Here is a 25,825-nt window from a genome sequence, read left to right as displayed (position 1 = left end):
GCTCGTAGGCCTTATCCGGCTTCATCAGTTCGACCAAGGGTGAATTCTTCGTCGGCCAACTGAACCGCATACCCTACGCTTTCGTAGGGGGCCTGCCTATCGAACTGCCGCCATCCCACTCATTGCTTCTTTAGAAGTCGACTAATCAAATCCTACGACAAAGCGCTTTAAGCACTTCAGCCAGCTCGAGTGCCTCCGACTCGCTCAACTCGACTGGATCATTGAGATTCGTCGCGGCCTTTATGTGAATTGATGTTCCTTGTTCAATCCAGACTTGAATGCACCCGTCATTCGATTGGAAATAATCTTCCTTATCCAAGCATTTCATGCTTATTCTCCTAACGTGGGAAAGTGGGGATTGCCATCACCCGGAGACACAATTTTGCCTTTGCCTGTGGAGTCGTATCCGTGCACATGATCCACAGCTGCTTTGGGATCGTTATATGGCAATCCCGTTTTAGCGTCTATATGGCCTCTGTCCAGCCTCAGGCGCTGCATTCCTGTGCAAGGACAGCTCCACTTTATTGGCAAGCCTTCCTTATCAGATTTCGACGGAATTAACCCCTTCAAGTCAGCAAGTTGTCTAATTTCCGATCGTGTCTTATCGGTAAGGTCGAGCGCTGATATATCTGGTGGTGTTGTGGCAGCCAACCCCAACGGATCAACCCACCCCACTGGGTTATCCGCATACTGGTAAACATTCGACCCACCCGCAAACCCGATCGGATCCTTCGTAATGAACCGTCCGATCTGCGGATCATAGTACCGATGCCGGTTGTAATGCAGGCCTGTTTCCCGGTCCAGATACTGCCCCTGAAATCGGATCGGATTACGTATCCCAGCCGCGCGGGCGGCATCTGTGATGGCTTCTTTTGCTTCACCCCACGCTTGGTAGTGCGCGCTCCAAACTATCTCGCCTTGCGCGTCGGTCAGTTCCTGGGGTGTGCCAAGGTGATCGCAGTGATACCAGGCCATGGCGTCCACCGGGTCCGGGTCGGGCGAGGTTGTCCATAGCGGGTCGCGATCGATGTCATAGGCTCCGGCGTACGCCGGTTGCTGGTGCAGGAGAATGGGCTTGCGGCTGATCGCCTGGGCCAGCGGCACGAAACTTCCGGGTTCGTAGAGGTAGTGCGTCGTCTGGTCGTCGCGGCCTTCCCATGCCAAGGTATCGCCATCCCAACCGTATAGCGTCGTGCTGCAGCCCATCGCGCGATTCGCGCGCGCTTGGTCTTCCCGGATCTGCGCGGGCGTCATGCCAGGCCGTTCGCGCCAGTGCGCTTCGGATTGCTTGAGCAGGCGGCGGCCCAGTGCGTCGTACTGGTAGCTCACATGCAGGCGGTCGTTGCTGTAGCCCGTCAGGCGATTGAAGAGATCCCATTCGAAGCGCGAGCGCTGGCCGTTGTGGAGCTTCTCGACGAGGTTGCCGCGCGTGTCGTAGGTGTAGTGGGTGCCGGCGTATTCGCGCAGCAGGTTGTCCAGGCGCGCCGAGCGCTGGCGGTAGGTGTAGACGGGGCCGGCCATGCCCAGCGTGCTGGCGTGGGCCGGGTCGCTGGACGGGTCGAGGAGATTGCTTGCCGGATCGAAGGCGAAGGTTTCCTTGCCGAGGCTGCTGGTGGCCTCCAATAGGCGTCCTACCGGGTCATAGCGATACGCCAAGGGGCCTCGGCGGCTGTCCTGGATTGCTTCCAACTGGCCCGCCGCATCGTAGCGGTAGCCGCGGTGGATCAGGCGCTGAGGGCCCCGCGCGATGCTCTGTGCATTCAGGCGCCCCATCGCGTCCCACGATTGCGTCTGCGCCAGGCCATTGCCTTGTACGCGCGTGGTCTCGCGGTGCAGGTCGTCGCGTTCGATGCTGACGAGCTCATGGTCGTCGAACATCAGGCCGTGCACGTGGCCCGAGCCATAAGTCAGCACGCTGACGCGATGGCCATCGGGGCGGTGCGTGGCGATGCGTTGGTTCAGCTCGTTGTACTCGTGCTTCCAGACCGCCACGACCGGTTGCGCCAGGCGCAAATAGTGCTGGTGTTCGCGGATCAGGTTGCCGGCGGCGTCGTGGAACCATTGGAGCCGGCAGGCGGCGTTCTCGGCGAGGATCAGGCGGCCGTTGCCGTCGTAGGCGTAGCGCTCCGTTTGCGTCTCGACGCGAACCTGCGCTGAGCGTGTCGAGGCTTGTGCTGACGTTTGCGCGCCCCTTTGCGCGACCGTTTGCACCGGGGCCTGCGCCGACGGCGCATACGGCCGTGCCAGCCGCTGTGTCACGCGGCCCAATGCGTCGAACGTGAACTCGATTACCCGGTCACCATCCTGCGCAGACAGCAACGTGCCGCTGTCCGGGTCGTAGCGATATCGGGTGGCCACGTCATCGAAGCCTCGCTCCTCCAGCAGTCGCCCCGCCGGGTCATAGACGAATCTCGCCTGCCGGTCGTTCTCATTGGCGAGCGCCGTGAGCCGACCCAGCTTGTCCCATTCGTATTGGAGCGTCCGCCCCGCCGCGTCCAGGCGCTGGGCAAGGAGCCCCGCGCCGTTGTATGTCCACTGCGTGCGCCGGCCCAGCGCGTCGGTGTGGGCCAGCAGCCGCCCTTCGGCGTCGCGCTCGTAGTGTTCGACCGTCTGGTCCGGGTGCGTGACCAGGGCCAGATGCCCCGCCTCGTACCTGTAGCGTGTGACGTTGCCCGCCGCATCGGTAAAGGCGGTCAACTGTCCCGCCTCGTCATACGCCCAGGCGCTGCGCTTACCCGAGCAATCCGTGTACTGCGTGAGCAGCCCCGCCGCGTTGTAGGCCAGCAGTTTCTCTCCGCCCCGTGCGTCCCGGATCGCAACCGGATTGCCCGCCACGTCATTGGCGTACTCGGTCTTATTGCCCAGCGGATCGATAGCTTCGGTCAGGTACCCACGCGGGCTGTAGTCGCGCTGCCACAGGCCGCCTTCGGCGTCGCGGATCTTGAAGAGCTGGTCCTGGTCGTCGTAGGCGTAGTGGACCGAGGTGCCATCCGCGCGCAGATGTTCGAGCAGATTGCTGCGCTCGTCGTAGGCGTAGCTGTCGATGTTGCCGTCGGGGTGGATGTGCGTGACCACGTTCTTGGCGTCGTCGCGATATAACCATTCCGACAGGCCGTCCGGATGCACGATGCGGTAGGTGTAGCCGTCGATGTCGTAGTAGTGCTCCGTGACATGCCCGAGCGCATCGGTGACGTAGGTCAGGCGGATCTCGGGGTGCCAGCGCAGGCGCGTGTCGAAGCTGCCGTCGTCGGCCCATTCGCGCACGGCGCGCGCCTTGGGGCCTGAACCCTCCCACTCCAGGTTCATGCCGCGTCCGGTGCGGTCGGTGTAGCGGGTGATGAGGTGCTGCCGGTAGTGGTAGTCCCACTGGGCGCCGTGTTCGTCCCGCGCCCGCAGGAGGTCCCCTTGCTCGTCGTAGTCGTAGCCGGCCAATTGCCGCTGCGGCTCTCCGTCCTTGAGTTGCCAGAGCGCCACGATGCGGCCGGCGGCATCGATCTGCGTGCCGACGTGCGTGTGGGGGACATCGTCCAGATACGTCACGAGGTCGGACAGAACGCTGCGCCGTCCCACGACATGCCGATAGTGCAACGCGACGCGCGCGCCGTTGCGCAGGTGGATGCCCGTCAGCCGAAACCGCCGGCCCTCGCGTTGATAGGTCGCGCGCCGCTCGTATCCTTGCGCCACGGTCAGTTCGCTGTCGGAGGTGCGCACTACCGTCAGGTTCTCGACGGGGTCGTAGTGGAACTTGCCGACCGCCGGTAGCGGCCAGGCGTGCGTGCGCCCGTCCTCGGCGTGATAGCGCAGGGTTTCGCGGTCCGCGCCTGCCGTCTTGATGTCGATGCGCGAGGTGTACTCGTTGATCCAGCGTGCGCCGATGACGCCGTTGTCGTACGCAGCCAGGTCCGAGGAATACGTTCGCGCCCAGCGCAGCGCAAAGGGCCCTGGCAACGAGAAATCCACATGCGTGATCCGCTCAGTCCCCATCGCAAAGCTGATGCTGTGGCAGGTGGCCGGACACGCGCCATTCTTGTCTTTATTGGCATTCCGCCGCGCGCGGGCCTGGCGGCGGATGCGCGCCAGGCGCATCGAACGCGCCATCTGCCGGGCCTTGCTCGCCACGGCCGGTCGCACGTTCGCGCCGATCGCGTACCCCTTGCGCTGGCGCCACAGCACCACGGCCACCGACAGTTGCATGAGCAGCGACGCGATGCTGTTGACGTTGTTCTCGTCGGCCAGCGATTGCATGCTGTCATTGACTTGCGGCGCCAGGGCGTTCAGGCGCTGGGCGGAGCGCAGCATCAAGTCGCGCGCCTTGGCGGGCAGCAGGTCCTTGGCGGCGTTGCCGACCGACTGCTTGCTGCCGCGTACGCCGCTACCGAGGCCATCCCAGAGGTCGCGCGCCGCGCCCAGCGGCGAGTCCCACTTCTTGTCCCACGCGGACGAGAGCTGCTCGCCCGCCTTCTCAAACGAGGCGTCCGCGTTTGCCGGCACGGTCAGGCTGACCAGGACATCGGCCAGCGCCCGGATGATTTCTTCTGCCTTGGCCCCCGCATCCTGCAGCAGCCCTTCCAACCGTGCCTGCGCCTGTTGCGCGAAGTCTTCGATGTCGCCGGCGATGTTCTCGCTCAAGTGCGCGGCCAGGGCCATGATGATGGCGTTGCCCAGGCCCGCCTTGGCCTGGCGCGCGACCTCCTTTTGCACGAGAAACAGCGCGGGCCGCAGGCTCATGCGCGCAGCCGCCGTGCCCGGTACCGGCACCACACCGAAGAGGTTGATGCCCAGGCTCACCCAATCCAGGAATTGGGTGGGATTGCTGTCGACCAATGTCGTGATGTCGCCGATGGCATCCACCACCGCCATGAGGTTGCCCAGCACCGGCACCGCGCCCGCGGCCGCCTTGATGCGCGGCAGCGTGACCCAGCCGTCGCTGTTCTCTCGCAGCCACTGGTCAAAGGCGTTCTGGCCAGCCTCGACGTCTTCGGGGGCAATGGTGTTCAGCGGGGCGACTACGCCTTGTGGGCCGTCCAGGTCTTCGTCGCTCCATTCGATGCCGTCGTTCTCGAACTCGGCTTCCTGGTATTCGGCTTCGGTGTAGTCCTCTTCGACCGGGGCGTGGGGGGGACCTGTGCGCGTCGTCATGGCTGGGGTTCTCGTTTATTTTTGATGAGGACGTTGGCCAGGCCCGCTCCCGGCGTCGAATCGGATGGCGGTTTGATGGAGGGTGCGGCGAGCGGGATCAGGCGATGGGGCGCGTCGCGCAGGGTTTGCATCGCCGTGGACGCCTGTTGCGCGGTCTGCAACGCCTGCTGCGCGGCGCCGAGTATCCGGGTCGCCAGCGACTGGATCGGCGCGGGCGCAGTGGGCGCCGCGCCGGTCCATGCAGGGCCGGTCCACGCCGTGCCCGGCGTGTAGTTCGCCATGTCCCAGGTGTCCGAAGGATCCTTGCCGAAGGAGACCGAGGCCGGGCCCGGTGCGGCGCCGGAGACGGCCGCGAATCCCTGGCTGTCCAGCGCGCCGGTGTACACCTTGCCCAAGGCGTCTTCCACCCGAAACTCGCCGGCCTTGAATCCCTTGCGGTTGGCGTAGATGTTGTAGAGCTCCAGGTTCCCCTTGGATGGCTTGGGCTCATCCGGAAACGTCCCGGCCTGGCTCTTGGGCCCGGTGAACCGTGCCCCCGCCGAATGCACCTTGTACGCGGCACTGGTCGCATGCGTGATGCCGCCCGCGTTGTAGGTCGTGCCGCTGCCGCCGGCATTGATCACGATTTCTTCCTTGGCGCTGATCGTGATGCGGGTGGCGCTGACGGTGACGTTCAGCTTGGCCAGCACGTTGATGCTGTCCTTGAGCGCCTTGATGTCGATGTCGCCGGCCGCCGCGATCAGGCGGTATCCCAGGCTCTGCACGAAGAAGCGCATGCCGCGGCTGGCGCTGGCCAGCAGCCGCTTGCCCGCCGAGACGCTGGTGTGGCCAGTGCTGGAGAGCGCGATGTGTTCGCCGCTGGCGATGTGCGTGCAGCCCGGCGTGCTGGTGGCGATGCCGGCCGGACTGGCCAGCACCAGGTGCGGCGCGCTGAGTTCGGGGTAGTGGTTGGCCTGCGGGTTGGCGGGGCCTTGCCCCTGGATCTGCGCGTGCTGCGCCTGCAGGGCGCTGGCCACGCCGTCCTGGTCGCCGGGCTCCTGCGCCATCACGTCGCGCGCCAGCGTGGCGAAGGTGTCCTGCTGCTCGCGCGCGACGGACAGGCGCTCGGCGGTCTCGGGCAGGTCCTTGTGATGTTCGCCGGCATTGGCGCGCATCTCGGTGGTGAGCAGCATGCCGCCGCCTGCGCGCAACACGCCATGCCCATCCGTGCGCAATTCGAAGCCTTGGCCGCGCGGCACGCCGCCCGATGGCCTGGGGTGGGTGAGATAGCCAAGGTTGAGCGCCGTGGCCGCATGGTCGCTCATCAGCGCGGCGCTGATCTGGCCCGAGGTGTCGTCCAGGCGCAGTTCGTTGGCCCGGCTGCCCTTGTGCTCCTTGGTCTTGACGGTGTTCAGGATGTTGTGACGGGGCAGCGCGTACGGCGGCAGGTTGGTCGCCCGATAGGTCCTGCCCGTGATGATGGGCTGGTCGCAGTCGCCATCCAGGAAGTCCACGATCACTTCCTGGCCGATGCGCGGGATGGCCATATGGCCCCACGCCGCGCCCGCCCAGTTCTGCGAGACGCGGATCCAGCAGGAGCTGTGCTCGTCATTGCGGCCCAATCGGTCCCAGGGGAACTGGACCTTCACGCGACCATATGCGTCGCAGTAGATTTCTTCGTTGGCGGGCCCGACGACCGAGGCGATCTGCGGGCCGTCGATGCGGGGTTTAAAGGCCGGTTCCGGCTTCCAGTCCACCTTGTCCGGCACGATGTCGGCGGTGTAGCGGTATTGCGTGCCTTGCGCGGCGTCTGCGCCTTCTTCCTGCTGGCTGGTGTGCTGGATGCCGTGGTGTTGCATGCGCACCGGGCGCCAGCCGTGGTTCCAGTCTTCGCGCGGGTGGCCGGTCAGGTCGAACGCCACGCCGGGCACGAGGCGCGCGTCGTCGCCTTCGACGCGGGCCATGCGGGCGTCTCGGCGCAGGCCGAGGAGGCGGCTGTGGGTGAAGGGCTTGCCGGCTTCGTCGCGCTTGTAGCGGCCGGGGTAGTCGTAGCGTTCGTAGCGGGCGTCCTGGTGATCCAGTTCGCGCGCCAACGCTGAATGCTCTTGGTCGTACTGTGGGTGGGTGTAGGTGTAGTCGCGTTGCGTCTGGCGCGCGGTGCGCACGTGTTCGGCATAGGTGAAGCGGCGCAGGGCCGGTTCGGGTTGATCGCCGCCGGGCGTGGGGTTGTAGGTGACCGGTCCCCCATCGATCGCGCCATGCACGTAGATCCGATCACCGTGGATCAGGCGATGGCCCTTGTCGGTGTGAGCAAAACGGTAGAAGAATCCTTCCTCTGCCGCGAGCCGGTCGAGGAACCGCAGGTCCGTGTCGCCGGCTTGGACACAGTATTCGCGAGGGAGGTGTTCGTGGGTCGTGACCTGTTCATAGTCCGTGATGCCATGGGACTTGATGATCTGGCCAAGGATCTCCGGCACCGACTGCTGCTGGAAGATGCGCCAGTCGGAGCACAGCGACGCGCGCGCCAGCGCCGGTTCCACCACGGCGCGGTAGCGGGTGCGCCGGAAACCGGTGTCGCCCTGTTCAAAGCCCGTGACGATGCCGTGCACGTGGCGCACAGGCGCATCCCCGCGCCAGATCGTGAATAACGCGGGCTGGTCCAGCAGCGCGCCAAAGTCCACGACCGCATCGAAGCTGGACAACGCCACGCGCAGAACAAAGGTCTCGGACAGCGCTTCATCCAGCGTGAACTCGATGACGTCGAAGTCCACGCCGGTGGCGGCCGGCGAGAACGTGAATCGCAGATCGGATAAACGGAGCATGTTGTTTCCTCAGTGACCGTGCAGGCAGAAAACAAGCCTCCGCCCGCGCAGCGAAAGCGGGCAGTCCTCTGCACGAGTCGGTCAGCGGCGGAAAGTGTCCGTTAAAGGTGGATTATTTGACCTAAAAATTATTCGAAAACGCGATCCGCGCTCCTGGCCGCGACGTGGCGTCGCCCTGATCCGCTCCGAGTTTCGCGCTGGCTCTCCCTTCCAGAAGAACTGCGCCAAGTTTGTCCGTCTGCCTTTGAATCGTGGCGGCCTCGACCGCATTGTCGACACGGCATTACGACGAGCATTTGGACAAGGCGGGGTGAAGAACATGCAGTACGCTCGTTATCGCACGTCATCAGGCTCGGTCCCACTCGGCCCGGCGATCTGTCGCGGCATAGGCATATGGACGCCTCGACGTTGACGCGCAATCTCCAACCGCTGGCGGTGCAGCGGCTGCTTATCGTCGACGCGAGGCCAGATGCGCGAAGCCGTCTGGTCGAAGCGACCGCGGCCGGCAAGTCCAAGCGCGCCGAATGCCATCGCGCCTGGAAATCCGCGCCGAGAGCGTTCAACGAAAGATTGGGGGTGGAACGTGTCCGCCCGCGCTGCACACGTTGCTCGACGTGTGCAGCGCGGATTTGGTGGCCGATGCGGCCGATGGCGACGGCGCTTGAATCCCGGGCACGTCCCGGCCGCGGCGCCTTGCCGCGCGGCTAGGCCGGACGAACGGCCACCTTCAGCACGTTGTCGCGCTGATTGCCGAACAGATCGTAGGCGTCGGTGATCTGGTCCAGGCTGAAATGGTGCGTGACCATCTTCCTCAAATCCAGCCGGCCGGATTCCAGGACGTTCATGAGGCGCCGCATGCGCTCCTTGCCGCCAGGGCAAAGCGCGGTGTTTATCCGGTGGTCGCCCAGGCCCGCCGCGAACGCCGACACGGGGATCGTCAGATCGCTGGAATACACGCCCAGGCTCGATAGCGTTCCGCCTGGCTTCAACACGCGCAGGGCGGATTCGAAGGTGGTCTGCTGCCCCAGGGCTTCAATCGCCGAATCCACCCCTTTGCCGCCCGTCAACCGCAGGATTTCTTCCACCACATCGCATTCGTGGAAGTTCAGGACCACATCGGCGCCCCAGTTGCGCGCCATGGCCAGGCGCTGCGCGTTGCCGTCCACGCCAATGACGGTGGTGGCTCCCAGCAGCCGGGCGCCTGCTGTCGCGCACAGTCCGATCGGGCCTTGCGCGAACACCGCGACCGTGTCGCCGATGCGGATGTTGGCATTCTCGGCGCCCTTGAAGCCGGTCGACATGATGTCCGGGCACATCAGCACCTGTTCGTCGGTCAGGGCGTCCGGCACCGGCGCCAGATTGGCCTGCGCATCGGGCACCAGCAGATACTCGGCCTGGGCGCCATCGATGATGTTGCCAAAGCGCCATCCGGCGGTGGCCCGGTATCCATGACATCCGCACAGGCCGCTGGCCATCAGGTAGCTGCCATCCTGGGATGGCGCGCCGTCCTGCGCCGCGTAGGAATTGAAGTTCGGGCAGATGGCGCCGGCGATCACGCGCTGTCCTTCTTCATAGCCAGTGACGGCGCTTCCCAGCTTCTCGATGATGCCGACCGGTTCATGGCCGACGGTCAGACCGGGTGCGACCGGGTATTCACCTTTGAGGATGTGAATGTCGGTGCCGCAGATGGTGGTGGTGGTGATTTTGATCAGCGCGTCGTTCGGTCCCACTGCGGGAATGGGTTTTTCCCTGATTTCGATGCGGCCCGGACCTGCAAAGACGGCAGCTTTCATCGTGGCGGTCATGGTGGACTCCGGCAGTTGAACGGCGGTGCGCCTTCAGCTTAGTACGCCATGCCGGCGGCAACTTGACCGAAGTCAAGTTTCCCGCCAGACAGGGCGCGCCGCGATCAGGGCTTGGCGGCTTCCGGCGGGGAAGGCTGCGCGTGCTCGGCGCACAGGTACATCGGCACCCGGATGAACAGGCTTCCCTTGAGCGACAGGCCGCGCACCAGGCCGGTATCGGAAAGGATGAAGGCAGCGATGGGTTCAATGACCGGCTCGCGGCGGCTGGCCAGGTGCGTGTCGTCCAGAATCTGGATGGCGCCGTTGACACCCTCAACCCAGCCCGGCAGGGCCTGGAACGCGCGCATGGATTCGTAGTCCGAAAAGACCAGTACCAGAGCCTTGCCCCTGAGCCCGAGCACCGACGAGGCCAGGCTCGCGACGACGTTGTAATAGCTGCGCGCCCCCACGGCGTCGATCAACACGCCCCGCCCCTGGGCGACGCCCGGGGCGTCTGCCTCGGCCTGCATGGCGGACACCACCAGCACCCCGAAAGACCGGGCGATCAGCGCCTGGGCTTTTGGCGACTGGCGGTACAGCCGCAGCAGGGTGGCTTCGGCGTCCTGATTCACGCGTTCGAGCGCGGCCGGAGAAATCGGCGCCATCAGATCCACCGGCTGCGCGGCGGCCACGCCCCCGTGCAGGACGGCCAGGACCATAAGAAGAAGCCCTATTGCACCGATACGAACGCCCATGATGCCTCCCCGTGGCAGGACCCGCGGTCAAATCGCGAGGTGGGTCCGCCCGATCATGTTGGCGCAGTTCCGGGGAGGGTTGTTGACAAAAGTCATCACCCTGGGCGGTTCTTACTCCGCCGGGGTGGCGTCGCTCAGCGACTTCAGTACCTTCCAGCCCGACTCGATGTGCTTGCGCATGGCCAGCATGGCGGCCGACGCGTCGCCGGAGGCAAAGGCCTGCAGGATCTCCTCGTGTTCGCGCACGGCATCGTCGCCGCGGCCCGAGGCCGAATTGATCAGGTCGAACGGATAGCGCGCCCACAGGATCTGCACGAAATGCAGGGTCTGGGGCAACTGGGCGATGTCATAGAGCTGGCGATGGAAGCGGTAGTTGATGCCGCGAGCGGTGGCGCGGTCGCCGCTGGCGAAGGACTTGGCGAAATCCTCGGCCAGTACGCGCAGCTCGGCGATGTCCTGGGTGGTGATGCGTTCGATCGCGGCGCGCACGAGCTGCGATTCGAGCAGCAGCCGCAGTTGCAGGATCTCGGCGGATGCCCCCGCATCGAAGGGAACGACGCGCGCTCCCCGGTACGAATCCCCGCTGATATAGCCCTCGGCCTCGAGCAGCTTGAGGGCCTCGCGCACGGGCGTGATGCTCAGGCGCAATTGCTCGGCAATTTCGGCTTGCTTCAGGCGCGAGCCTCGGGGAAACACGCCCGAGATGATGCGCTCGCGCAGATAGTCAGCGACCTGTTCCTCTTTTGTACGGTATTCCATCGATTAAGCCTGAGTGGCCCGGACGAACCGGATGAACCTGCTTGCAGGCCGCAAAGCCCATATGGGCCCGATTCTAACCGTTAAGCCATGGCCGCACTCCCGGCTTGCGCGACGATACCCCGCGCCTGCTCGACCACCGGCTTGTCGATCATCTTGCCGTCGACGGCGGTGGCGGCGCCGCCGCTCGCCTCGAACGCCTCCAGGACGCGCCGCGCCCAGGACTGCTCGGCCTCGGTGGGCAGCCAGGCCGCGTTGACCTGCGCCACCTGCCGCGGGTGGATGCACAGTTTGCCGCCAAAGCCCAGGCGCCGGGATCGGACCGCGTGCGCCCGCATCGCGTCCGGATCGTTGAATTCCAGGCTGACGCCGTCGATGGGCGCGGGCAGGCCCGCGTGGCGCGACGCCAACGCGATGGCCGTGCGCACGGGCGTCATCGCATCGTCCTGGTCCGCGATACCGCTGTCCATGGCGAAGTCGACGCTGCCGAAGGCGATGCGCGCAAGGCCCGGCAGGCGGGCGAGCGCCGGCAGGTCCATGTAGCCGTCCACGGTTTCGAGCAGCGCAATGATGCGCTGGCCGGGCAAGGCGGCCAGCGCCTGCGCGAGCGTGCCCGCATTGGCCTTGGGCAGCATGACGGCGGCCCGGGGCAAGGCGCGCAGCGCCGCCAGGTCATCCTCGTGCCAAGGGGTGTCCGGGGGATTGATCCGCACACAGGCCTGGCCGCCGTTCGCCAGCCATTTGGCCGCCTAGGCGCGGGCCGCGTCCTTGGCGGCGGGCGCGACGGCGTCTTCCAGGTCCAGGATGACCTCGTGCGCGCCGCTGGCGACGGCGCGGTCGTAGCGCTCGGGGCGGTCGCCCGGAACGAACAGCAGGCTGCGGCTGGGTCGGTTCACAAGGTCCTCACTCGAAGACGACGTCGTGGGAGCTGACGATCCGGCAGAAGCGCTGCAGGCTCTTGATCGCGTTGTCGTGCTCTTCGGCGGTCAGGCCGCAGCAGCAGTCTTCCAGGACGATCATTTCGTAGTCGCGGTCGTGGCCCTCGCGCACCGTGGCCTGCACGACAGCGTTGGTGGAGATGCCGGAGCAATAGATTCGCTTGATGCCGTGGGCGCGCAGGATGGATTCGAGGCTGGTGCTGTAGAACGGACTGACGCGGTGCTTGACGATGTCGAAGTCCTGCGGCTGGCGGCCCAGGTCGGGATGCACTTCGGTGCCCCACTCGCCCAGCTTGAAGATGCCGTTCTTGCGCGCGCCCGAGAAGATCGGCGAGTTGGGCGGGCATTCGCGGTAGTCGGGCGAAAAGCCCACGCGCACGAAGCCGATGGGCAGGCCGGCGGCGCGCGCCTTGTCCACGGCGCGCCGCGTATGTTCGACGATGCCGCGGGTGCGCACCTGTTCGCCGTAGCCGGCGCGGCCATTGGGTCCGTCGGCGTGGACCAGGTCGTTCTCCATGTCCAGCACCAGATAGATGGCGTCTTTCATCGGGCTTTCCTCAGTGTTGTGGTTCAAAAGATTGGGGATGCGGGCCGGGTCGGCAGGGCCTACAGGATGACCTCGCGCGCCTGCAGGTCCGCGCGCTGGGCCGAGTCCAGCCCCAGGAGTTCGCCGAAGACATAATCCTCGTCCTGGCCCAAGGCGGGCGTCAAGCGGCGGATTCCGATCTCGTCCGACTTGCTGAAGCGGGCCGGCGCGCCCACCGCCAGGCGGGCGGGAATGCCGGGCGCCTCGACCGGCGTGACGGCGCCGCGGGCCTGCAGATGCGGGTCCGACGCGATGTCCTGCATGGTCCATGACACGTGCGCGCACAGGCCCGCCTGCTGCAACGCGTCGGCCGTGGCATCGGCGTCGCGCGACGCAAGCCATTGCGTGACCATGGCGTCGATCTCGTCGCGATGCGCCAGCCGCGACGCGGCGTCGGGATGGCGCGCGGCGTCGTCCTCGTGACCCAGCATGCGCGCCAGCGTGCGCCACTGCGCATCGTCGCGCACGGCCAGCGTCAGCCAGCGGTCCGGCTGCGCGGTGGGATAGACGCCGTGCGGGGACATCGCCAGGTCGGCATTGCCCGGCCGCTCGGGGGTGATGCCCAGGCTGGCCAGGACCAGCGCATCGCCGATCATGGCCGAGGCGACCTCGCGCGCCGCCAGGTCCACGTGCTGAGCCTGGCCCGTGCGCCGGCGCTGGTTCAGCGCGGCCACCGTGGCCAGCGCGGCGTGCACGCCGGCCGCGTGGTCCATCACGTGCCGCATCTCCACGGGAGGGCCGTCGCTATAGCCGCTCATCCATCCCAGCCCGCCCCATGCGCCGAACAGCGGCGCATAACCGGCAAAGTGCGAGTCCGGGCCGCTCTGGCCGCAGGACGACAGGGACAGCAGCACGAGATCCGGCTTGACCTCGCGCAGCGCGTCAAAGCACAGCCCCAGTCGCTTCATGACGCCGGGGCGAAAGCTTTCCGCCGCCACGTCGGACAGCGCCACGATCCGCTTGGCGAGCGCCACGGCCTCGGGCTGCTTCAGGTTCAGGCGCACGGACAGCTTGTTGGCCGACACCTGGTCGAACGTGGCCGCGGACATGCGGCCATAGACGGCGTGCGGCTTGCGGAATGCGTCGGGCCGCGTCAGGCTTTCGATCTTGATGCACTCGGCGCCCAGTTGCGACAGCAGATGCGTGCAGAACGGGCCGGCCGCGTGGATCGTGAAATCGGCGATGCGCACGCCGGCCAGCGGCGCCCGCAGCGCACGGGGCGGGTTGCCGGAGAGGGTGTCGGATGGGTTCATGCGGATGTCTCCTGCGCCATGTCGCCCAAGGGCGGGACGCGTCCCTTCCTGGGCAAGGGCGTGCAACGGAACTGAAACGGCGCGACCAGGATGTGGGCGTCACGCCCGTTGGCCAGCACCGCCGGCGCGAAGAGGCCCCGCGCGGCCTCCTGCTCGCCGGCCACCACTTCGGCGGGCAGGCGGTACTTGGCCGCGGGCACACCCAGCTCCTGCGCGCGCCGCACGATGTCGTCGACCGGATGGCGCGCCATCCACGCGCGGACGTGGGCGTTGATTTCGTCGCCGCGCCGGCTGCGCTCGAGCGGATCGCGCAGCCCGGGATCGGCCGCCCATTCCGGATTGCCCAGCAGGTCGACGAGCGACGACCATTGCCGGTCCTCCAGCGTGAGCAGTTCGATGAACCCGTCCTGCGCCTCGAACACGCCGCCGTAGCGAAAGCGCCGGCTGGTCCGGTGCTCCAGCGACCCGTCGCCCAGGCGCTGCAAGGCGAAGGCGCCCACGGACAGCACGGCGTCCTGCACCGACACGTCCACATACTGCCCGCCGCTCGCCGGCACGGCCCACCATGCCGACAGCGCGCAAAACGCCGCCATAGCCCCGCCCTGGTAGCCGCCGAAGTGGCCGTATATCTTCAGGGGCGGCCGGTCGGGGAACAGTTCGTTGGACAGGCCGTTGGGCAGCAGAAACCCTTCGCCGCCCGCGTGCAGCAGATTGACTTCCTCGCCGTCCCAATCGGCCTTGGGCCCCTGGGCGCCGAACGGCAGGACGCTGACGTGGACCAGGCCGGGAAAGCGCCGGCCGATGTCGCCCGGGACGAGGCCCAGCGTTTCCCGGTCGCGCACCGGCGTGTCGTCGATCAGGATGTCGGCGCGCGCCAGTTCGCGGTCGAGCAGGTCGCGGCCGGCGGGCAACGCGAGGTCGGCCTGCAGGCTGCGCTTGCCCACCGCGAGGTACGCGAAGAGCGCGCTTTCGCCGTCGTCTGTCAGCGGCGGCGCCTGCCGCAGGCGCGAACCGCCGGGCGGCTCCAGCATCACGACCCGCGCGCCCAGGGCGGCAAGCATCCGTCCGGCATAGGCGGCCGCCACCGTGTTTGAACGCTCCAGGACGCGGCATCCGGACAACGGCAAGGTGGCGGTGTGTGGCGTTTCGTTGGACTGCATAAGGGGCTGCCTCGAAAGGTTGCGGCCGCGGGCCGGATCAGCGCGTCACCGGCAGTTCGAGGTCGACGCCCGAACCGTCCAGGAAGGCCGGCAGCCGCACGTCGCGAGACGGCAGGGCCACGGTGGCGATCCCCGGCGTGGTCAGTTCGCCGCGCTGGTTCTCCGCCGCCAGCTCGATGTCCACCAGGCCGGTCTTGTCCTTCACGTACTTGCGGACCACCTTACCCTTGCAGAAGGTCGTGTCGCCCATGATGTTGAAGCGGCGCATTTCGGTGCGCACGCGCTTGATGACGCCGGCGTCGCCCATCCAGTTGGTCACCAGCGAGCACATCCACGACGAACGCTGCGGGCCGTAGTCATAGGTGCCGGGCACGCCGACTTCCTTGGCCACGGACTCGCGGTGATGGCCGATGCCGGTGTATTCCACGCCGCCGCCTGCTTCGGGGTTGCGGAAGAAGTGGCCCGGATGCTTGACGGCCGCCTGCAGCACGACGCCGTGCGTATGCCCGCGCCCGCAGCCCACCAGGAATCCCATCGTGTCCATCAGCGACAGCGGACCGCGTGCGATCGTCGGCAGTTCCTCGCCCTCCTGCACGTCTTCCCAGTAGCGCACATTGGCGCCGCGGATGTTCTTGGGCTCGTCCAGCACCATCTGGTCGATGCGGTCGCGTTCCTCGTCGGAGTATTCGTGCTGGACGATCTCTTTGTACTTGCCGGTTTCACGCGCGGCCTTGCGCTCGTGGCGGGTGCACGTGCCCAGCGCGCGGGCGACCAGTTCGCCGCGCTGGTTGTAGTAGCTGGCCTCCACGTACTGCAGCACCAGGCGGCCCGAGAATTTGCTCTCTTTTTCCTCGACGCCCACCACGCGTTCGATGGCGGTGATGCGGTCGCCGGGACGGACGTGACGGAACAGCTCCCAATCGTTGCCGGCGTAGAAGCCGTGCACGCCGGGCAGGCCCCAGCGGGTGCGGCCCAGCCAGCCGAACGCCATGGGGAACATGGGATGGCCGAGCAAGGTGCCGTAGCGCGTGCCCGCGGCGTAGCCGGTATCGCGGTACAGCGGATTCAGGTCGCCGATGCCGTTGCACCAGTTGCGCAGGGTGTCCGCCGTGGCGTCCTGCAGGTAAGGCCCTTCGGGCCGCAGGTGCAGGCCGATCATCGCGCGGGCGGCGGCGACGGCCTCGTCGGTGATGCGGCCTTCGGCGGGCGCGTTTCCGACATCGGCTTGGGGAAGACTCATGACATTGCTCACTTTGATGCTCCTTGCTATCAACGGAATGCAGAATGCATTCTTCAAGTAATCAAAAAAAGGGGCGCGCGATGGCGCTTTCGGTGGCGGTTATTCGATGCGGATCCCGGCGGCCTTGATGATGTCGCCCCACTTCTGGCGTTCGTCCTTGACGAAGGCATCCAGTTGCGCGGGCGGCATCACCAGCGGTTCGACGCCGATATCCAGCATCCGGCGGCGCATGTCCGGCTGTTCGAGCACATGCCGGATGTGGCCGCCAAGTTCCTGGACGATATGGGCCGGCGTGCCGCGTGGCGCGAAGAGCGCATCCCAGGCCACCACGTCGAACCCCTGCACGCCCTGCTCGGCCACGGACTTGACGCCCGGCAGCATGTCGCTCGCCTTGAGCGAGGTGATCGCCACCGCGCGCAGCTTGCCGCTCGCCAGGTGCGGACGGGCCGCGGTGACGGTGTCGATCGCCAGCGGAATCTGCCCTCCCATCGTGTCCGTCAGCGACTGGCCGGACGCCTTGTACTTGACGGCGAAGAGCGGCGCCTGCGCGGACTTCACGAACTCGGCGAAGACGACCTGCGCGGTGGTGCTGGGCAGGCCCACGTTCAACGCATTGGGCTTGGCGCGGGCCCGCTCGATCAGCGCCGGCACGCTGTTGGCGGGCAGATCCGCGTCCGACGTGGCAATCACCATCGGCAACAGGCCGATCATGGCCACGCCCACGAAATCCTTCGCGGCGTCGTAGCCGGGGTTGGCGTAGAGGAATTCGTTGGCCGCGTTGGTGGCGTTGGTGCCAAACAGAAAGGTGTAGCCGTCCGCCGGGGCGCGCGCCGCCGCGGCCGAGCCGATATTGCCGCCCGCCCCCGCCCGGTTCTCGATCACGATGGGCTGGTTCAGGCGTTTGCCGATTTCCTGGAACACCAGACGCGCCAGCACGTCGGCGCCCTGCCCGGCCGCGTACGGCACGATGACACGGATGGGCTTGTCGGGCCACGCCTGCGCGACGGCCGCCGGGGGCAGAACCCACAGGGCCGCCGCGCCCAACATGGCTGCGATGGCCGACCGGCGGGCGGGGTTCTTCGAGCGCTTCATCGATGCGTCCTTTGCGTGAAGGTTCATTGGGAGCCTCCCCCGTTGAGCGCCAGTCCGGCGCGAGGCCAGCGCGCGGCGAAAAGCTGGCCGTGCCCCGACAGGGTGATGTAAGCGGTGCGCCGGTCGGCACCCCCGAAGCAGATATTGGTGCAATAACCTTCGGGCGCCTCGTGGAACTCCAGCAGCTCGCCACCCGGCGAGAACACGCTGATGCCGCCGCGCACGAGCGTGGCGACGCAGATGTTGCCGCCCGCTTCCAGCGCCAGCGAATCGAAGCGTTGATAGCCCGGCAGGCCATGCACCAGCCGCCCGCCGTTGGGCGACGGCCAGGGTTCGGCGCCCAGCTGTCCGCGCTCGCCCTCCAGGACCGGGTACGACCACAGCCGGCTCGTCTCGGTCTCTGCCACGTAGAGCACGCGGCCGTCCGGCGACAGGCCGACGCCGTTGGGCGTCAGCACGGGATGCGCCGCGCGGCGGATGTGGCTGCCGTCGGCGCGGGCGTAATACACCGCGCCGCGCAGGATGCGGTCTTCAAAGGTCTTGCCGAAATCGGTGAACCAGAAGCCGCCGTGCGCATCGAAGACGATGTCGTTGGGGCCGTGCAGCGCCACGCCGTCGCAGTGCGTGTAAAGCGTCTGCACTGCGCCGGTCGCCACGTCCACGCGCTGGATGCTGCCGCCCGCGTAGTCGGCCGCCGGGCCGGTCGGCCGCGTGAAGCCGTTGTCGGTGCGCCAGCTGAACCCGCCGTTGTTGCAGACGTAGACGTGCCCGTCCGGACCCAAGGCCGCGCCGTTCGGCCCGCCGCCCAGCTCGGCCACCTTGCGCAGCTCGCCATCGGGCAGCACGCGCGTCAGACGTCCCGCGGCGATCTCCACCACCAGCACGCTGCCGTCCGGCATGGCCACGGGCCCCTCCGGGAATTCCAGTCCGCTCGCCAGGACCTCGCCTTGCAGCTTCGTATGTTCCATCTCGGTTCCTTTCATGCGTGGGTGGCGGACGTGGCGGACGGGCTGGCCTGCCCTCGCGCGCCCAGATAGGCGTCGATCGCGCGCTGGCGTCCTTCGCGGCTGCGCAGCGCCTGCTCGTCCAGTTCGCCCACGATATGGCCGTGCCGCAGCACCCAGGCCCGCTCGGCCAGCCGCGCCGCGACGTGAAAGCTCTGCTCCACCAGCAGCGCCGCGAGCTTCTGTTCCCGCTGGATGGCGGCCAGGCGCTCATACACGCGCGCCACCAGCAGGGGCGCCAGTCCCAGCGAGGGCTCGTCCAGCAGGAGCAGGCGCGGGCCGGACATCAGGCCGCGGCCGATCGCCAGCATCTGTTGCTCGCCGCCGCTGAGCAGGCCGGCCGGCGCGTTGCGCCGCCCCGCGATCTCGGGAAAGAAGTCCATCACCATCTGTTCCCGCCGCGCCCGCGTGCGCGCATCGACGAAGTAAGAGCCCAGGATGAGGTTCTCGCCCACCGTCAGGTCCGTCACGATGGCACGCCCTTCCGGCACGTACACGATGCCGCGCCGAAAGCGCTGCGCCGCCGACAGGCCAGTGATGTCCTGCCCATCGAGCAGGATCCGGCCCTGCGCGGGCTCAAGCCCGGCGATCGCCCGCAAGGTGCTGGACTTGCCCGCCCCATTTGCGCCCAGCAGCGCGGCGACAGACGCCGCGCCCACCGACAGCCCGATGCCGTGCACGACCGGCCCGGCGCCGTACCGCACCGTCAATCCTTCCACCGCCAGCAGCGTCGATGCTCCGTCATGCATCCTCGTCTCCCAGATAGACCCGCACGACGTCGGGATTGCTCCGCACCTGCCCGGGGCTGCCCGAGGCCAGCAGCCGCCCCACGTTCAGCACGTGGATGGTGTCGCAGACGTCCATGATCAGGTCCATGTCGTGTTCCACCACCACCAGCACCAGCCCGGGCGCGCGCAGGCGCTTCAGGGCGCTGGACAGGTCGCCCGTTTCGATGGAATTCAAGCCGGCCGCGGGCTCGTCCAGCAGCAGCACCCGCGGATCGCCGGCGATGGCGCGCGCGATCTCCGCCAGGCGCAGCACGCCCGGCGGAAGCTGCGCGGGATAGTCGTCGGCCACGTGCAGCACGCCCAGCCGGTCCAGCGCCGCCAGCGCGCGCTCACGGTTGCGGCTGCGCTCGGCGCGGCCGCCGGGCAAGGGCAGGAAGGCGTCCAGCCAGCCGGCCGACGACTGCCGGTCCAGGCCGATCATGACGTTCTCGGCCATGGTCAGCTCCGGGCACAGCGCCACATGCTGGAAGCTGCGGGAGAAGCCCAGCGCCGCGCGGCCGGTGGGCGGCACGCCCTCCAGGCGCTGGCTGCCCAGCCGGATGCTGCCTTGTTGCGGCGAGTACAGCCCGGTCAGGCAATTGAAAAAGCTGGTCTTGCCCGCCCCGTTCGGTCCGATCAGCCCGGTGATCTCGCCCGCCTTCAGGTGCAGGGCAATGTGTTGCAGCACCTGGATGCCGCCGAACGACAGCGACAGGTCTTCGACCACCAGCGGATCGCGGTCCAGCGTGGCTTGCGCGCTCATGGATTGCCTCCGTGCAGACGGGCGCGCAGCTTGGCGGGCAGCGCATTGACGCCCAGCACCACGGCCAGCAGCGCCGAGCCGTACAGGATGGGCACCCAGTCGCCCGCGCCGGCCAGCAGCAGGGGCATGAGCGTCAGGAACAGGCCGCCCAGCAGGCTGCCCAGGATCGACATCGAATACAGGCTGACCACCGAGCCCACCAACAGGAAGATCGAGGTCCACAACGTAAAGCTGTTGGGCGACACGGTTGACGAGCTGAACGACAGCAGAGCGCCGGCGATGGCCGCGATGGCGCCGCTCAGGGCCATGCACGACAGGCGCGCCCAGCTGCGGCGCACGCCGAACGATTCGGCCGCGTGCGGCGAGGCGCGGATCAGCAGCAGCGCCATCGCCTGGCGCGAGCGGCGGAAGTGGCGCAGCAGCAGCGCGACGGCGACCAGCCCGGCCAGCGGCAGGTAATAGCGCTGCGTTTCCTTGGCGATGCCGGGCAGCGCGTCCAGCTTGACGTACAACCCTTCGTAGCCGCCCGACACCGACGAGAAATGCAGCAGCACCTCGGGCAGGGCCAGCGCCAGCGCCATCGTGGCGACGGCCAGGTAGATGCCCGACAGATAGCGCGAGGGATAGGCGAAGAGCAGCCCCAGGAAAGCGCCCGAGACCGCCGCCAGCGGCAGGCTGGCCAGCAGCGACACGCCCAGGTATTTTTCCATCAGGGCGACGGTATACGCGCCGGCCGCGACGAACACGCCATGGCCGATCGAAACCTCGCCGCCGTAGCGCACCAGAAAGCTCACCGAAATGATGGCAATGGCGTTGGCAAAGCACAGGCCCAGGGTGTAGGTCCAGTAGCCGCCCGCCACCAGGGGCAGCAACGCCAGGACCACCACGCCGGCCACGCCCACGCCCGCCATCAGGCGCCGCGGCGCCGCGGCGACCGCGGCCGGCTTTGCGTCCGCCGCCAGGCGGTTGGATGACATGATCACGCTAGACACGGGCGCCTCCCCGGATTGCCAGAACGCCCTTCGGGAACACATTGAGCACCAGCAGGATCGTCAGCAGCAGATAGGTGTTGTTGAACTCGGCCGAGACATAGAACGACAGCAGGTTCATGATGGCGCCGATCAGGATGCCGCCCAGCACCGCGCCCGGCAGGCTGTTGAAGCCGCCCACGACGGCCGCAGCGAACGCCTGGAGCATGAAGGAAGACACGCTGGTCGAGGACAGGAACGTCGTCGGCACGATCAGCAGCGACGCGATCAGCCCCAGCACGCCGGCCGTGATCCACGAAAACAGATGCACCCGGCGCAGGTTCAGCCCGCACACGCGGCTGGCGTAGGGATTGGCCGACACCGCGCGGAACGCAATGCCGATGCGGGTGCGTTCGATCAGAAGGTACAGCAGCCCGATGGCGACGGCGGTCGCGCCCAGCACCGCGAGGTCATAGGCGGTGATGCGGATCGGACCGATCTGGCCGCGCCACGCGGGCAGCGGCAGGTCCAGCGACACCACGTTCGAGCCGAAGAGCAATTGCGTCGCCCCCTGCGCGATCAGGCCCACGCCAAGGGTGGCGATGGTGCTGGTCAGGTCCGACTTGAAGACCAGCGGCGCGATCAGGAAGTAGCTGACCGCCATTACCGCCACCATGACCGCCAGCGTAAGCACCACGGCCGCGCCCCAGGCCAGGTTCGCGAACAGGCCGGCCGTGAAGCCGAACACCAGGAACGCCGCCAGGCCCGCCAGGTTGCCGTGCGCGAAGTTCACGACATTCGAGCTCTTGTAGATCAGCACGATGCCGATCGCACCCATGGCGTAGAGGCAGCCGCTGACCACGCCCGCCCAGATGAGTCCGATGAAATCATCCATGGCCGGACTCCTGCTGCGCCGACGCCACGCCGGCGCCGTCGCCGCGATCGATGATTTCGATCACCGACGGGAAGTAGCGGCCGCTCCATCCGCCGCTGGCCGTCGCCGCGTAATACCGTTGGGCCAGTTCCGTGACGCGCGCCGTCAGTCCCGTCTGCCCGGCAAGCTCCAGCACGTAGCCCAGATCCTTGAGCGCGTATTCAGGCGGAAAGGATTTTTCGGGAAATTCCCGCGGCAGCATCGCCCGGCGCCCGTGGTTGCGCAGCACGAAGCTGTCGCCCGACCCTTTGGACACCGCATCCAGCAGCACCGCCGGCTGCACGCCGGCGCGCTCGCCCAGCACCATCATCTCGGCCAGGGCCACGGTGTTCTCGAACACCAGCGCATTGTTGATGAGCTTGACCACCTGACCGCAGCCCGTCTCGCCGCAGCGCGTCACGTCCGAGCCGATGTAGCGCAGCAGCGGCTCGATGCGCGCATACAGCGCCTCGTCCGCGCCCACCATGATGCTCAATTCGCCGCGCTGCGCCGCTTCGCGGGTGCGGGCGACGGGTGCGTCGGCGAATGCGACGCCCAGGTCGGCAAGGCGCTGCGCCGTCGCGCGGGCCGACGCCACCGTGGTGGTGCTGAGGTCGACGATCACGGCGGGACGGCGCGCGCCGCGGGCAAGGCCGCCCTCGCCCAGGCAAACCGCTTCCACCTGCGGGCCGCCGGGCAGCGACAGGAACACCACGTCGGCGCGTTCGGCCACCTCGGCCACCGAACCGGCGCGGTGCGCGCCGCTGCCGTCCAGCAGCGCGTGGGCCTGCGGGTTCGTGTCAAAGGCGATGACGTCGCCGGCGTGCTTGACGGCCATGTTGCGGCACATCGGGCCGCCCATCACGCCCAGGCCGATAAAGCCGATCACGGGTAGGGTATCTGCGGTCATGCGTGGCTCCTGTCTGCGTCGGCGGTCGTCAGTCCATCCACATGCCGCCGCTGATGTCCAGCGACGTGCCCGTGATCCAGTTGGACGCGGGCGAGCACAGGAACAGTGCCGCCTGCGCGATGTCGTCGGCGTTGCCGTAGCGGCCCAGCGGCACGGTGCCGTTGGCCGAGGGCGCGCCGCCGCTGGTGACGCTGGCCCACATCGCCGTCTCGACGGGTCCCGGGGCCAGGGTGTTGGCATAGACGCCGTGCGGCGCGCCGGCCTTGGCGATCCAGCGCATCATGCCGTGCACGGCCGCCTTGGACGCGACGTAGGCCGGTCCCGACGCCACGCCGCCGTTCTTGGCGGCGATGGAGCCGGCCGCCAGGATCTTGCCGAAGCCCTGCCTGCACATCAGCGGAAACAGCTTGCGCGCCGGATTGACCACGCCGCGCACGTTGACGGACATCACCGCGTCCCATTCGTCATCGGTGCTGTCGCCCAGCGGCGTGCGGGCGATGATGCCCGCGCACAGCACCAGGATGTCGATCCGGCCGTATTCGGCCAGCACCGCGTCGATGACCTGGTCGGTCTCGGCGCGCGAGGTCACGTCGTAGCGGCGATAGTCGATGCCGCCGCCCAGCGCCTGCCCAAGCTCCTCGGGCGCCACGCGGTCCGTCGCAATGACGCGCGCGCCTGCCTGCCGGAATGCCTTGGCGATCGCCTGACCCATGGCGCCCGCGCCGCCGGTGATGAACGCAACCTGGCCTTCAAGATTCGCCGGACCGCTCAAATGCTGTGCCATCTTCTCTTGTCTCCTGTCAGTGTTTTTATCCGGGCCGCGCCGCGCCTTACCGCAGCACCGCCGTGGCGGACATCGCCAATTCGCCGTCCGGCCCGCGCGCCCACAGCGCGAACGCGCCGTCTTCCTGCGTGTGGCCTTCTATGTGGAAGGCGCGCGATACGAACAAGGGGCTGACGCCGCGAAAGTCAAAGCGCGCCAGGCCGCGTCCTTCTCCGTGCTCCACCGCAAGCTGCTGCAGCAGCGTGGCGGTCAGGGGCCCATGCACGACGAGGTCCGGATAGCCTTCTTCGTTGCGCGCGTAGGCCTGGTCGTAATGGATGCGATGCCCGTTGAAGGTCAGCGCCGAATAGCGGAACAACAGCGTCGTGTCGGGCCGGACCTCGCGGCCCCAGCGCGCCTCGGCCTCGTGCCGCGTCGGCGTCGCGGCGGCCGCGCCGGGCGGCGGCGCCTCGCGGTAGACGATGTCCTGTTCCTCGACGATGCAGTCCGTCCCGTTGCACTGCGTCGTGTGCTGGACCGTCACGAACCACAACGCGCCGCGCTTGCCGACCTTGTTCTCGACCTTCACGATGCGGCTGCGCCGCGTGGCCTGCTCACCGATGGGCAGGTCCGCCAGGTAGTTGATCCTGCTGCCCGCCCACATGCGGCGCGGCAGGTCGATGGGCGGCAGAAAGCCGCCGCGCCGCGGATGGCCATCTTCGCCCAGCCCGCTGCGGCGCGCGGCCGGATTGAAGAACAGCCACTGCCAGCCGGGCGGCAGCGGTTCGCCCGCGCGCGGTGCGCCTTCCAGGTCCAGCGTTGCCGCCATCGCCGCCACGGCCGCCGCGTCGATGCGCTGCGTATGCGCTTCTTCGCGGCCGACCCATTCTTCATATGCATTGCTCACGCGGGCACTCCTTTACTGTGTGCCGGCCTAGGCCAGCTTGGCATCGAACACGTCGGCCGGATAGGGCTTGAAGTCCCGCACCAGCTTGAAGCTGCCGCCGGACACGGCCTGGATGATCCCTTCCTGGCGCGCGCCCCGGTGGTCGCCGGGCTTGAAGGTCACCTCGCGCGCGCCCCCGACGGTCTGATTTGTCATGGTCTCCATGACATCCACCAGGTTCGCGCGCGTCAACGGCTTGCCGCTGGCCAGCAGCATCTGGAATCCCTTGGCGAACAGCGCCGCGTTGCTCCAGCCGTTCAGGCCGAAGACGCCGATCGGGTCGTTGGGATAGTGCTTGGCCACGGTGTCGCGGTAGGCCTTGATGTTGGCGTCGTCCGCGTCCACCGGCATCAGCCACGAGGAAAAATACGCGCCGTCCAGCAACGGGCCGGCCAGCTTGTAGGTGGTGGGATCGGCGGTGAAGAACGGCGCCATCCACTTGCCCTGATAGCCCAGCCGGTCCGCGGTCTTGAGCGCCGCGGCCAGGTTGGCGTTGGAGCCGAACAGGATCACGACGTCCGCCTTGGCGTTGGCGATGCGGCGCACGTGGGGCGTGAAATCGGTGCTGCGCACCTCGAAGGGGATGGACTCGGCGGGCTGCTTTTTGTTGGCGGCCATGAGCATGTCGAAGCCGCGCTTGGCCGAGCGGCCCAGCTCGTCGTTTTCCCATAGCAACGCCACACGGTCGGCGTTCAGGCCGCTGAAGGCGTAATCCAGGTTCGAGGCCGCGGACCAGCCGTAGTCGGGCAGCAGCGGGAACACCAGCCGTTCCGCAAAAAGCGCCGTCGCGCCGCCGATGGGGCCGATCATCGGCAGGCCGACTTCCTTGGCGTAGGGAATCACCGCCACGGATTGCGCCGTGCCGACGGGCGCGGCCAGCGCGAAGATCTTGTTCTCTTCGACCAGGCGGCGCGTGACGGCGACGCTGCGGGCCGGCTCATAGCCGTCGTCATACGTGACCAGCTTGATCTTCCAGCCGTTCAGCGCGTCGGTCTCGTTGATCCATTTGAAGCAGGCGTCGGCGGCGCGGGAGAGGATCGCATAGAACGGCACCGGGCCCGTGATGGGGGTGAAGGCGCCGACCGTGACCGTCTTGCTGGCCGTATCGATGCCGGGAGAAACGGACTGCGCGCGCGCCCAGCCTGGAAGCGAAATCGAGGCTGCCGCCGCACAACCGGAAAGAAAAGTCCTTCTGTGCACGTTGTGTCTCCTGGTTGTTCTTCGATTGCCGCCGTCTGCTGAGCGACTAAGAATGCATTCTATATATTTACTAGCCGCGAAAAATAC

The 25,825-nt window shown here is 67.4% G+C and carries 19 protein-coding genes and 1 pseudogene; all 20 read right to left on the bottom strand.

All coding sequences use genetic code 11. The annotated features are described in order from the left end of the window. Positions 1–330: 330 nt before the first annotated feature. The 20 genes and pseudogenes from ACZ50Q_RS08235 to ACZ50Q_RS08140 all read right to left on the bottom strand — a co-directional run bounded on the left by ACZ50Q_RS08235 (position 331) and on the right by ACZ50Q_RS08140 (position 25,738). The gene (locus tag ACZ50Q_RS08235) at positions 331–5,139 is read right to left on the bottom strand and encodes an RHS repeat-associated core domain-containing protein (RefSeq protein ID WP_464081139.1); all 4,809 of its coding nucleotides are present in this window, start codon (positions 5,137–5,139) and stop codon (positions 331–333) included. Next, entirely contained in the window at positions 5,136–7,940 is a 2,805-nt protein-coding gene (locus ACZ50Q_RS08230; protein WP_464081138.1) for a type VI secretion system Vgr family protein, read from the bottom strand. Before ACZ50Q_RS08230 ends, ACZ50Q_RS08235 begins: the two co-directional genes overlap by 4 nt. A gap of 704 nt (positions 7,941–8,644) precedes the next feature. After that, the gene (locus tag ACZ50Q_RS08225; RefSeq protein ID WP_076515370.1) at positions 8,645–9,745 is read right to left on the bottom strand and encodes an NAD(P)-dependent alcohol dehydrogenase; all 1,101 of its coding nucleotides are present in this window, start codon (positions 9,743–9,745) and stop codon (positions 8,645–8,647) included. Positions 9,746–9,849: 104 nt separating this feature from the next. Further along, complete coding sequence (locus ACZ50Q_RS08220; RefSeq protein WP_464081137.1) at positions 9,850–10,443, bottom strand: lipid-binding SYLF domain-containing protein; 594 nt, start codon at positions 10,441–10,443, stop codon at positions 9,850–9,852. Between the two features lie 147 nt (positions 10,444–10,590). Beyond that, the gene (locus ACZ50Q_RS08215; RefSeq protein WP_464081136.1) at positions 10,591–11,238 is read right to left on the bottom strand and encodes a GntR family transcriptional regulator; all 648 of its coding nucleotides are present in this window, start codon (positions 11,236–11,238) and stop codon (positions 10,591–10,593) included. Positions 11,239–11,318: 80 nt separating this feature from the next. Then, a pseudogene (locus ACZ50Q_RS08210) lies at positions 11,319–12,131 on the bottom strand (HpcH/HpaI aldolase/citrate lyase family protein). A gap of 7 nt (positions 12,132–12,138) precedes the next feature. After that, on the bottom strand, positions 12,139–12,720 hold the full coding sequence (locus tag ACZ50Q_RS08205) for a cysteine hydrolase family protein (protein WP_076515378.1): 582 nt from the start codon (positions 12,718–12,720) through the stop codon (positions 12,139–12,141). Between the two features lie 59 nt (positions 12,721–12,779). Beyond that, a complete protein-coding gene (locus tag ACZ50Q_RS08200) occupies positions 12,780–14,012 on the bottom strand; it encodes a CaiB/BaiF CoA transferase family protein (protein ID WP_464081135.1) in 1,233 nt (410 codons plus the stop codon). Next, a complete protein-coding gene (locus tag ACZ50Q_RS08195; protein WP_464081134.1) occupies positions 14,009–15,172 on the bottom strand; it encodes a CoA transferase in 1,164 nt (387 codons plus the stop codon). The genes ACZ50Q_RS08200 and ACZ50Q_RS08195 overlap by 4 nt, the downstream gene beginning before the upstream one ends. A gap of 37 nt (positions 15,173–15,209) precedes the next feature. Further along, the gene (locus ACZ50Q_RS08190) at positions 15,210–16,412 is read right to left on the bottom strand and encodes an FAS1-like dehydratase domain-containing protein (RefSeq protein ID WP_464081133.1); all 1,203 of its coding nucleotides are present in this window, start codon (positions 16,410–16,412) and stop codon (positions 15,210–15,212) included. Between the two features lie 99 nt (positions 16,413–16,511). After that, positions 16,512–17,531, bottom strand: coding sequence for a Bug family tripartite tricarboxylate transporter substrate binding protein (locus ACZ50Q_RS08185; RefSeq protein WP_464081132.1), 1,020 nt, complete (start codon positions 17,529–17,531; stop codon positions 16,512–16,514). Next, a complete protein-coding gene (locus tag ACZ50Q_RS08180; RefSeq protein ID WP_464081131.1) occupies positions 17,528–18,472 on the bottom strand; it encodes an SMP-30/gluconolactonase/LRE family protein in 945 nt (314 codons plus the stop codon). Before ACZ50Q_RS08180 ends, ACZ50Q_RS08185 begins: the two co-directional genes overlap by 4 nt. A gap of 11 nt (positions 18,473–18,483) precedes the next feature. After that, a complete protein-coding gene (locus tag ACZ50Q_RS08175; protein ID WP_464081130.1) occupies positions 18,484–19,257 on the bottom strand; it encodes an ABC transporter ATP-binding protein in 774 nt (257 codons plus the stop codon). Further along, positions 19,250–20,038, bottom strand: a complete 789-nt coding sequence (locus tag ACZ50Q_RS08170) for an ABC transporter ATP-binding protein (RefSeq protein WP_464081129.1) — start codon at positions 20,036–20,038, stop codon at positions 19,250–19,252. Before ACZ50Q_RS08170 ends, ACZ50Q_RS08175 begins: the two co-directional genes overlap by 8 nt. Continuing rightward, positions 20,035–21,030, bottom strand: coding sequence for a branched-chain amino acid ABC transporter permease (locus ACZ50Q_RS08165; protein ID WP_464081128.1), 996 nt, complete (start codon positions 21,028–21,030; stop codon positions 20,035–20,037). The genes ACZ50Q_RS08170 and ACZ50Q_RS08165 overlap by 4 nt, the downstream gene beginning before the upstream one ends. After that, on the bottom strand, positions 21,023–21,901 hold the full coding sequence (locus ACZ50Q_RS08160) for a branched-chain amino acid ABC transporter permease (RefSeq protein WP_464081127.1): 879 nt from the start codon (positions 21,899–21,901) through the stop codon (positions 21,023–21,025). Before ACZ50Q_RS08160 ends, ACZ50Q_RS08165 begins: the two co-directional genes overlap by 8 nt. Beyond that, on the bottom strand, positions 21,894–22,829 hold the full coding sequence (locus tag ACZ50Q_RS08155) for an NAD(P)-dependent oxidoreductase (RefSeq protein WP_464081126.1): 936 nt from the start codon (positions 22,827–22,829) through the stop codon (positions 21,894–21,896). Before ACZ50Q_RS08155 ends, ACZ50Q_RS08160 begins: the two co-directional genes overlap by 8 nt. 28 nt (positions 22,830–22,857) lie before the next feature. Further along, a complete protein-coding gene (locus ACZ50Q_RS08150) occupies positions 22,858–23,613 on the bottom strand; it encodes an SDR family NAD(P)-dependent oxidoreductase (RefSeq protein ID WP_076515398.1) in 756 nt (251 codons plus the stop codon). A gap of 46 nt (positions 23,614–23,659) precedes the next feature. Further along, complete coding sequence (locus ACZ50Q_RS08145) at positions 23,660–24,499, bottom strand: HTD2 family dehydratase (RefSeq protein WP_464081125.1); 840 nt, start codon at positions 24,497–24,499, stop codon at positions 23,660–23,662. A gap of 27 nt (positions 24,500–24,526) precedes the next feature. After that, positions 24,527–25,738, bottom strand: coding sequence for an ABC transporter substrate-binding protein (locus tag ACZ50Q_RS08140; protein WP_464081124.1), 1,212 nt, complete (start codon positions 25,736–25,738; stop codon positions 24,527–24,529). Positions 25,739–25,825 lie beyond the last annotated feature (87 nt).

This window comes from Achromobacter sp. T5-5 (assembly GCF_055397965.1).
The sequence above is the reverse complement of the archived record's forward strand: the minus strand, read 5'-3'. Positions and strand labels throughout refer to the sequence as shown.